Origin of the sequence: Mesorhizobium sp. M8A.F.Ca.ET.161.01.1.1, from assembly GCF_004792105.1 — a bacterium.
Classification (GTDB): domain Bacteria; phylum Pseudomonadota; class Alphaproteobacteria; order Rhizobiales; family Rhizobiaceae; genus Mesorhizobium.
The window spans coordinates 1-314 of record NZ_SRTD01000346.1 but is presented as its reverse complement, the minus strand read 5'-3'; the positions used below and the strand labels follow the sequence as shown (position 1 = coordinate 314).

1 protein-coding gene is annotated in these 314 nt (G+C 68.5%); it reads left to right on the top strand.

Annotation, left to right across the window (positions count from 1 at the left end; genetic code table 11):
• On the top strand, positions 1-314 hold a 314-nt coding region (locus tag EN804_RS36005), incomplete at both ends, for an ATP-binding protein (RefSeq protein ID WP_135922400.1).

Here is a 314-nt window from a genome sequence, read left to right as displayed (position 1 = left end):
TCGAGGAATTCCACCGCGGCACCCCGCCAACCAATGCCGGGCTTGACGGCGGTGGGCTGGGGCTCGGGCTCGCCATCGTGCGCCGTATGGCCACCGCGCTCGGCCACCCCGTGACGTTCTCGTCCAGGGTCGGGCGCGGCACGATCTTCCACATCGATGTGCCGGTCGGCCTTGGTGCCACCGCCGATGCCGTGGCCAATGCCGCCAGCCTGGAGAAGCCGCGTGGCTACGGCCTGTTCGGCACCAGGGTGCTGCTGATCGAAAACGATGCCGAGGTTCTGCAGGCGATGACCTTCCTGCTCGAACGCTGGCAG